The sequence below is a fragment of the Mycobacterium sp. NGS11 genome, assembly GCF_059813315.1.
The window spans coordinates 56,440-62,439 of record NZ_JCALEJ010000030.1; the positions used below are offsets into that span (position 1 = coordinate 56,440).

Annotated in this window: 8 protein-coding genes and 1 tRNA gene; 6 read left to right on the forward strand and 3 right to left on the reverse strand. The window is 67.0% G+C overall.

Annotated features, from left to right (window positions below; genetic code table 11):
* Positions 1-243 precede the first annotated feature (243 nt).
* The 3 genes from nthB to AC5Y4T_RS23270 are packed head-to-tail and all read left to right on the forward strand — an operon-like array spanning position 244 to position 1,915.
* A complete protein-coding gene (gene nthB, locus AC5Y4T_RS23260) occupies positions 244-972 on the forward strand; it encodes a nitrile hydratase subunit beta (protein ID WP_499955651.1) in 729 nt (242 codons plus the stop codon).
* The gene (gene nthA, locus AC5Y4T_RS23265; protein ID WP_499955653.1) at positions 969-1,562 is read left to right on the forward strand and encodes a nitrile hydratase subunit alpha; all 594 of its coding nucleotides are present in this window, start codon (positions 969-971) and stop codon (positions 1,560-1,562) included. Before nthB ends, nthA begins: the two co-directional genes overlap by 4 nt.
* On the forward strand, positions 1,559-1,915 hold the full coding sequence (locus AC5Y4T_RS23270; protein ID WP_499920247.1) for a nitrile hydratase accessory protein: 357 nt from the start codon (positions 1,559-1,561) through the stop codon (positions 1,913-1,915). Before nthA ends, AC5Y4T_RS23270 begins: the two co-directional genes overlap by 4 nt.
* 109 nt (positions 1,916-2,024) lie before the next feature.
* Here AC5Y4T_RS23270 and AC5Y4T_RS23275 read toward each other — a convergent pair whose 3' ends face one another.
* The gene (locus tag AC5Y4T_RS23275) at positions 2,025-2,999 is read right to left on the reverse strand and encodes a GlxA family transcriptional regulator (RefSeq protein ID WP_499920246.1); all 975 of its coding nucleotides are present in this window, start codon (positions 2,997-2,999) and stop codon (positions 2,025-2,027) included.
* A gap of 92 nt (positions 3,000-3,091) precedes the next feature.
* Here AC5Y4T_RS23275 and AC5Y4T_RS23280 point away from each other — a divergent pair, with 92 nt between their 5' ends.
* The 3 genes from AC5Y4T_RS23280 to AC5Y4T_RS23290 all read left to right on the forward strand — a co-directional run bounded on the left by AC5Y4T_RS23280 (position 3,092) and on the right by AC5Y4T_RS23290 (position 4,539).
* Positions 3,092-3,742 carry an HD domain-containing protein gene (locus AC5Y4T_RS23280; protein WP_499955655.1) on the forward strand — a complete coding sequence of 217 codons (651 nt, stop codon included), beginning with the start codon at positions 3,092-3,094 and terminating at the stop codon, positions 3,740-3,742.
* A gap of 44 nt (positions 3,743-3,786) precedes the next feature.
* Positions 3,787-4,323: a cupin domain-containing protein gene (locus AC5Y4T_RS23285; RefSeq protein ID WP_499955657.1), complete on the forward strand. Its 537-nt coding sequence runs from the start codon at positions 3,787-3,789 to the stop codon at positions 4,321-4,323.
* A gap of 139 nt (positions 4,324-4,462) precedes the next feature.
* Positions 4,463-4,539, forward strand: a tRNA-Met gene (locus tag AC5Y4T_RS23290).
* A 43-nt stretch (positions 4,540-4,582) separates the two neighbouring features.
* Here the strand turns inward: AC5Y4T_RS23290 and AC5Y4T_RS23295 are convergent.
* Together AC5Y4T_RS23295 and AC5Y4T_RS23300 are read right to left on the reverse strand one after the other, a co-directional pair.
* A complete protein-coding gene (locus AC5Y4T_RS23295) occupies positions 4,583-5,071 on the reverse strand; it encodes a glutathione peroxidase (protein WP_499920243.1) in 489 nt (162 codons plus the stop codon).
* 20 nt (positions 5,072-5,091) lie between these two features.
* Positions 5,092-5,628 (reverse strand): hypothetical protein, encoded by a 537-nt coding sequence (locus AC5Y4T_RS23300; protein WP_499920242.1) that lies wholly within the window; start codon positions 5,626-5,628, stop codon positions 5,092-5,094.
* Positions 5,629-6,000 lie beyond the last annotated feature (372 nt).

Sequence of the window (6,000 nt, forward strand, 5' to 3'; positions counted from 1 at the left end):
GCCTATGCGCGGGCTTCGGCTGCCGAAACTCGCCAAGCCCCAGTGACGCTCGGTGGCGTCGGGGCCAGCGTGTGTCGCATTTTGTGGGAAAGATGGCGCAAATAGTGACGATCGAATATCCCACCGACCCGCAAACTGGCTATCGGGATCACTCAACGAGACGACATCTTCCAACGCGGTCGACGGACACCCTCGCGCCCCAAGATTGTCGATAACAGGTTCGAGAGGAAACACGGGGTAGTCATGGGGAGTGGCGCACATGATGTCGGTGGGATGGCGGGGCTCGGACCCGTGCCGATGGAGACCCCTGCGCCGGTTCGCCACGCCGTGTGGGAGCGTCGGACGCTCGGCGCGACCGTCTCGGCCGTCGTCACGGGGATGCTGATCCCCCCGACGCATCGAGCGGCCATCGAAGCGCTGCACCCGGTCGCGTACCTGTCGATGAGCTACGCCGAACTGTGGCTTTATGCGCTCGAGCGGTGTGCCGTATCGGCCGGCGTCCTCACGGACGAGGAGATCGAAGCGCGCGTGGCCGATGCGCTTTCGAATCCCGACGCGCCGCTGCCGCAAGATCGCAACGCGGAGATCCTCGAGAGGGTCAGGGCCCTTGTCGCCCAAGGCGCCCCGCTCGGGCCCGAGCAGCTCGTGCAGCCGCCTCGTTTCGCTGCCGGTGACATTGTGCGCGCCAAGCGCATCGAATCACCCGCGTCGGGCCGTCGCCACACGCGCATACCCGGATACGCACAGGGATGCACGGGAGTCGTCGAGATGGTCCACCGGCCAATGATTCTCGAGGACACGCTGGTGGCGTCGGGCGAAATCCACTTTGAGTACGTCTATGCGGTGCGGTTGCGCGCGTGCGACGTGTGGCCGGACGTCACCGGGCGTGACGCGATCGTCGTCGACTTGTGGGAGAGCTATCTCGAGGACCACGCGCCCAGCGGTGCCGAATTGCAGGGGGAGAACCCATGAGCCCTACCGATCCGTCCTATCTCGCGTTGCGCATGAAGGCCGTTGAGTCATTGCTGATCGAAAAGGGGATGGTCAGCGCCGAGGCGATCGACGAGATCACCAACGCTTACGAGCACGACATCGGGCCGCTGCGCGGCGCCGCCGTGGTGGCCCGTGCGTGGGTCGATGAGGACTACAGGCGGCGGCTGCTGGACGATGCGCCCGCCGCCGTCGCCGAACTGGGCATCGCCGGCTTCGGGGCCGAGGTCCTCGTCGTCGTGGAGAACACGGCGCAGGTGCACAACGTGGTTGTGTGCACCTTGTGCTCCTGCTACCCGTGGGCGCTGCTCGGACTGCCTCCGAGCTGGTACAAGACGCCCCAATACCGTGCCCGCATCGTGCGCTGGCCGCGCGAGGTGCTTGGCGAGTTCGGCCTGACGATGCCCGACGACACCGAGATCCGGATCTGGGATTCCAGCTTCGATGCCCGCTACCTGGTGCTACCGCAGCGTCCCGCCGGGACCGACGGCATGTCCGAGCGGGAGCTCGCGGCGCTCGTCACGCGCGACGCGATGATCGGCACCGGCATCGTCTCGAGCCCAGCCGCGTGAACGCCGCCACCGATATTCTCGGGGCCGACGCGACGGGCCTGGGCGCGCTGCCACGTCGCAACGGCGAGCTGGTGTTCGACGCGCCATGGGAATGCCGGGCCTTCGGTGCCGCTGTGGCGATGGCGCAGGCCGGGGTTTACCCGTTCGACGACATGCGCGATCTGCTCATCGAGGAGATCAGCCGGTGGGAGCGCGCGCGTGATACTGCAGATGGCACCTGGAACTACTACGAGCGCTGGCTGGCGGCGCTCGAACGGCTGCTGGCGCGCCGCGGTGTGCTCGATTCCACGGAGATCGAAGAGCGCATGCGCACCATAGCGCTGCAGGACACTGACGAACACGACCACGACTGACCGGTGCCGGCCCGCGATCACTGATTCAGGTGCATGCCGCGTCGGGTGGTGCCGCGCTGCAGCGACTCGAAGACGGGACGGTCAAGCGCAACAACACCCAAATAGCTCCTCAGGCGTAGGCCGTGCGGAACCTGTCCCGGTAGGCCTTCGGGCTGATCCCGAGATGGTTGACGAACACCCGTCGCAGCGTTTCGATGCTGCCGAAGCCGGCCATGCCCGCGGTCTCGGTGACCGAGCGGCCGGATTCCAGCGCATTGCGGGCGACATCGATCCGAACCAATTCGACGTAGCGCGCCGGGCTCATCCCGAGCTCGGATTGGAAGAGACGGGTCAACTGGCGGGTGCTCAAAGACGCCAGCGCCGCAAGCTTTTTCACGCTGTAGTCCGCGCCCGGGTCGGCCGCGATCGCGTCGGTGACCGGACGCAGCGACGACTCCGGCGGGGGATCGGCCTCGAGCAACACCGAGAATTGCGATTGGCCGCCGGCGCGTTTGAGGTAGACGACCAGCCACCGGGCCACGTCGCGGACCAGTTCTGTCCCGTAATCCATTTCGACCAACGCCAGCGCCAGGTCGATGCCCGACGAGATGCCCGCGGAGGTGAAGATGTCGCCGTCGCGGACGAAGATCGCGTCCGGCTCGACGGTGACATCGGGAAACGCTCGGCCCAGCAGCCGGGTGTCGTGCCAGTGGGTGGTGGCGCGCCGGCCGCTGAGCACGCCGGCCTGCGCGAGGATGAACGACCCCGTGCAGATGGACGCCAGACGACGGGTCCGTGTTGACACCGATCGGACGGCCTCGACCAGGGCGGGTTCGATGGGTCGCCCCGGCAGGTCGTCGCTGCCCGCGACCATGACGGTATCGGCGGACTCGATCGCCGAAATGCTGTCGGTCACGCCCAATCGGGCCCCGATCGAGCTGGTCACATCGCACCCGTCCACCGACGCGATCTTGAGTCGGTAGTCGGCGCCGAAGCGGTTGGCCTCGGCGAACACCTCACCCGCCCCCGCGACGTCCAACAGCGTCACCCCGTCGAAAACGACGATCACCACGACCCGTGTTTTGGCTGCAGCCACGCACGCCATTGTGTCGCGTTCTGTGGAGAGGACGGCCAGAACGGGCGGGGTCGGATTGTCCGGGCGGCCGCACACTCATAACCAACCCAGAAGGAGACAACATGACCACCAGCTCAATGGACACCATCGCCGGCATCCACGTACCCGACAGCTCGCTGGCCCGCGAGGCGACCGAGTTCATCCGCGACACCGAGGACGAGTTGCTCTTCAACCATTCAAGGCGGGTGTTCTTCTTCGGCGCACTGCAGGGCCTGCGTCGTGGGCTGCAACCGAACGCGGAGCTGCTGTATGTCGCGGCGATGTTCCACGACCTCGGCCTGACCGAGCGCTACCGCGATTCGCAGGTCCGCTTCGAGGTCGACGGCGCCGACGCGGCACGGGACTTCTTGAGGGCCCGTGGCGTCGACGAGGCCGAGGCCGCCAAGGTCTGGCTCGGCATTGCGCTGCACACCACGCCCGGCGTGCCGGAGTTCATGGCCCCGGAAGTGGCCCTGGTACAGGCCGGTGTGGAAGTCGACGTGCTCGGTGTCGGGCGCGAGCAGCTGGATCCGGAGGCGCTAGCCGCGGTGACCGCCGCGCACCCGCGCCCGCAGTTCAAGCAGCGCATCGTGGCGGCGTTCAACGACGGCATGAAGCACCGCCCGCAGACCACCTTCGGCACCATGAACGACGATGTGCTGGCGCACTTCGATCCCGCCTTCCAGCGCGTCGACTTCGTTGACCACATCCTGCACAACAGCTGGCCGGAGTAGCGCGGGCATTGCAGCGCACGGACATTCGGAGAAGGGTGAGTCAGATGACCAAACTGAACGACATCGGGGTCACCGTGGTGCAGCCGGGGGAGGGCGAGGTCGTCACGCTCCCCGGCTTCGGGGCGGTGTTCAAGATATCCGGCAAGACCAACGGCGGCGAGGTGTCCATCGTCGAGCATCCGTTCGCGGTCGGCCTGCTCACCGCGGCGCACCGGCACACCCGGGAGGACGAGCATTCGATCGTCCTGGCCGGCGAGATCGGCTTCCGCTCCGACGACAGCGAGGTGGTCCTGGGTCCCGGTGGTTACATCACCAAGCCCCGCGGCCAGATGCATGCGATGTGGAACGCCGGCAGCGAGCCGGGCCGCATTGTCGAGATCATCACCCCGGGCGGATTCGAGAACTATTTCCGCGAGCTCGGCGAGCTGCTCATCGAGCACGCCGACGACCCGGCGACCGAGCCGCTGCACCAGTTGCCCGAGTTCGGCGAGCTCGCCGACAAATACGGGCTCACGTACGGGTCGCCGGAGTGGATGGACGACATCGCGCAGCGGTATGGGCTGAACCCGCCGTCACACTGACCTGAAAGCGCCGAGATTGCCGTGACGGCTGTGATCACCGCGTGAAGTACGACCGCGGCGGCAATCTCGGCGCGGGGATGGCCGCTGAGCGCGCGATTTGGCCGCCGTGACACGCGTTCGGTAACCTGACATTCACCAACGCGGGGTGGAGCAGCTCGGTAGCTCGCTGGGCTCATAACCCAGAGGTCGCAGGTTCGAATCCTGTCCCCGCTACCAGGTAAAACGGCCCCCGGAGATTCTCCGGGGGCCGTTTTCACGCCTAACGGGGCAGCACGGCCTCGATGGCGCTGATGACCTCGGGGGCATCGGGCTCGGTGCGGGGCCGGAACCGGTGCACCACCTCACCGCCGGGGGCGAGCAAAAACTTCTCGAAGTTCCACTGGATGTCTCCGGCCTGGCCGTCGGCGTCGGCGGTCTTGGTCAGCTCGGCGTACAGCGGGTGACGGTCGTCGCCGTTGACATCGGTCTTCGCCAGCAGCGGGAACGTCACTCCGTAGGTGGTCGAGCAGAACTCCTGGATCTCGTCGGCCGTGCCCGGCTCCTGGCCCATGAATTGGTTGCAGGGGACCCCGACGACCGTCAGGCCCCGCTCGCCGTAGTCCTTGGCCAGCTTCTCCAGCGCCGTGTATTGAGGAGTCAGCCCGCATTTGGAGGCCACGTTGACGACCAGCGTTGCGCCGTCGGACAATTCGGCCAGCGTGGTCTGCCGGCCGTCGAGGGTGGTCAGGGCGATGTCGTTGAGGGTCACACCGACGACGCTAACGCACCTCAGAGCCAGCCGGTGCGGGCGGCGGCGACCGGCTCGGCGGGGGCCGGGGCCAATTCGCCGTTGCGCACGCCCTCGAGCAACCGTTTCACCGCGGCGACGATCTCCGGGGCCGCCGCCGCGAGCCCGGTGGTGTCGGCTTCGCTGACCTCATCGGCGTCGACGCCGGCGCGGGCCAGGATGGCGGCCGGGTCGGCCAGCTGCTCGGTCAGCCAGGTCAGCGGGTCGGCGGACAGCTCGGGGACGAAGTGCCGGCTGCTGGGTTCCCAGCCATCGAAACGCGGGTGGTGATGGGCCCGGTCCAGCGTCCCGGGCGGGCTCTCCGTGGACCCGAAAAGATCCACCCGCCACACCGGGCGGGTGAAGGCGATCGGGACGCCGGCGTAGATCGAGCCTTGGGGGGCGGCCCGGTCGACGAGGCGCAGTTCGAGTCTGACCCCGCGCTCCGGGGTCTCCTGACCCTCGAGCGGGGATGGGTCGATGAAGTACATGTCCCCGACGACCACGCCCAGGGATTCGAATCCGAACGCTGCGAGCATCGCGCACCTTTCCTTGTCCTTCTCGAGCGTAGCCCTGGCGTCTGCGCCCGGGGCGTCCGTCGGATATGTGAACGACCGTTCGCGCATGTGGGGCCGACGCGGTACATTTCACTGGTCTTCGTTAAGTTGGAGCCCCCGGCAATGGTTGGGGTCGCTCGCCGCAGCGCGCGGATGCTGCGGCGCGGACGTAAGGGGCAGCAACGGTCTTGTCGACAGATTCAGGTCCGGGCTCACCCGTACAGATCAACTCACAAAGGACTCCGCCGTACAAGTTGATCGCCGTCGCCATGATGGTGGTGTGCGCGCTGATTTTAGCGTTGGTGTACGGGCAATTCCGCGGTGCATTCACCGAGAAGACGCAGGTGACGATGT

What these genes read in the sequence shown, in the direction of transcription:
- nthB (WP_499955651.1), top strand. Translation starts at nt 244, where the DNA reads ATGGGGAGTGGCGCACATGATGTCGGTGGGATGGCGGGGCTCGGACCC.
- nthA (WP_499955653.1), top strand. Translation starts at nt 969, where the DNA reads ATGAGCCCTACCGATCCGTCCTATCTCGCGTTGCGCATGAAGGCCGTT.
- AC5Y4T_RS23275 (WP_499920246.1), bottom strand. Translation starts at nt 2,999, where the DNA reads ATGGCGTGCGTGGCTGCAGCCAAAACACGGGTCGTGGTGATCGTCGTT.
- AC5Y4T_RS23280 (WP_499955655.1), top strand. Translation starts at nt 3,092, where the DNA reads ATGACCACCAGCTCAATGGACACCATCGCCGGCATCCACGTACCCGAC.
- AC5Y4T_RS23285 (WP_499955657.1), top strand. Translation starts at nt 3,787, where the DNA reads ATGACCAAACTGAACGACATCGGGGTCACCGTGGTGCAGCCGGGGGAG.
- AC5Y4T_RS23300 (WP_499920242.1), bottom strand. Translation starts at nt 5,628, where the DNA reads ATGCTCGCAGCGTTCGGATTCGAATCCCTGGGCGTGGTCGTCGGGGAC.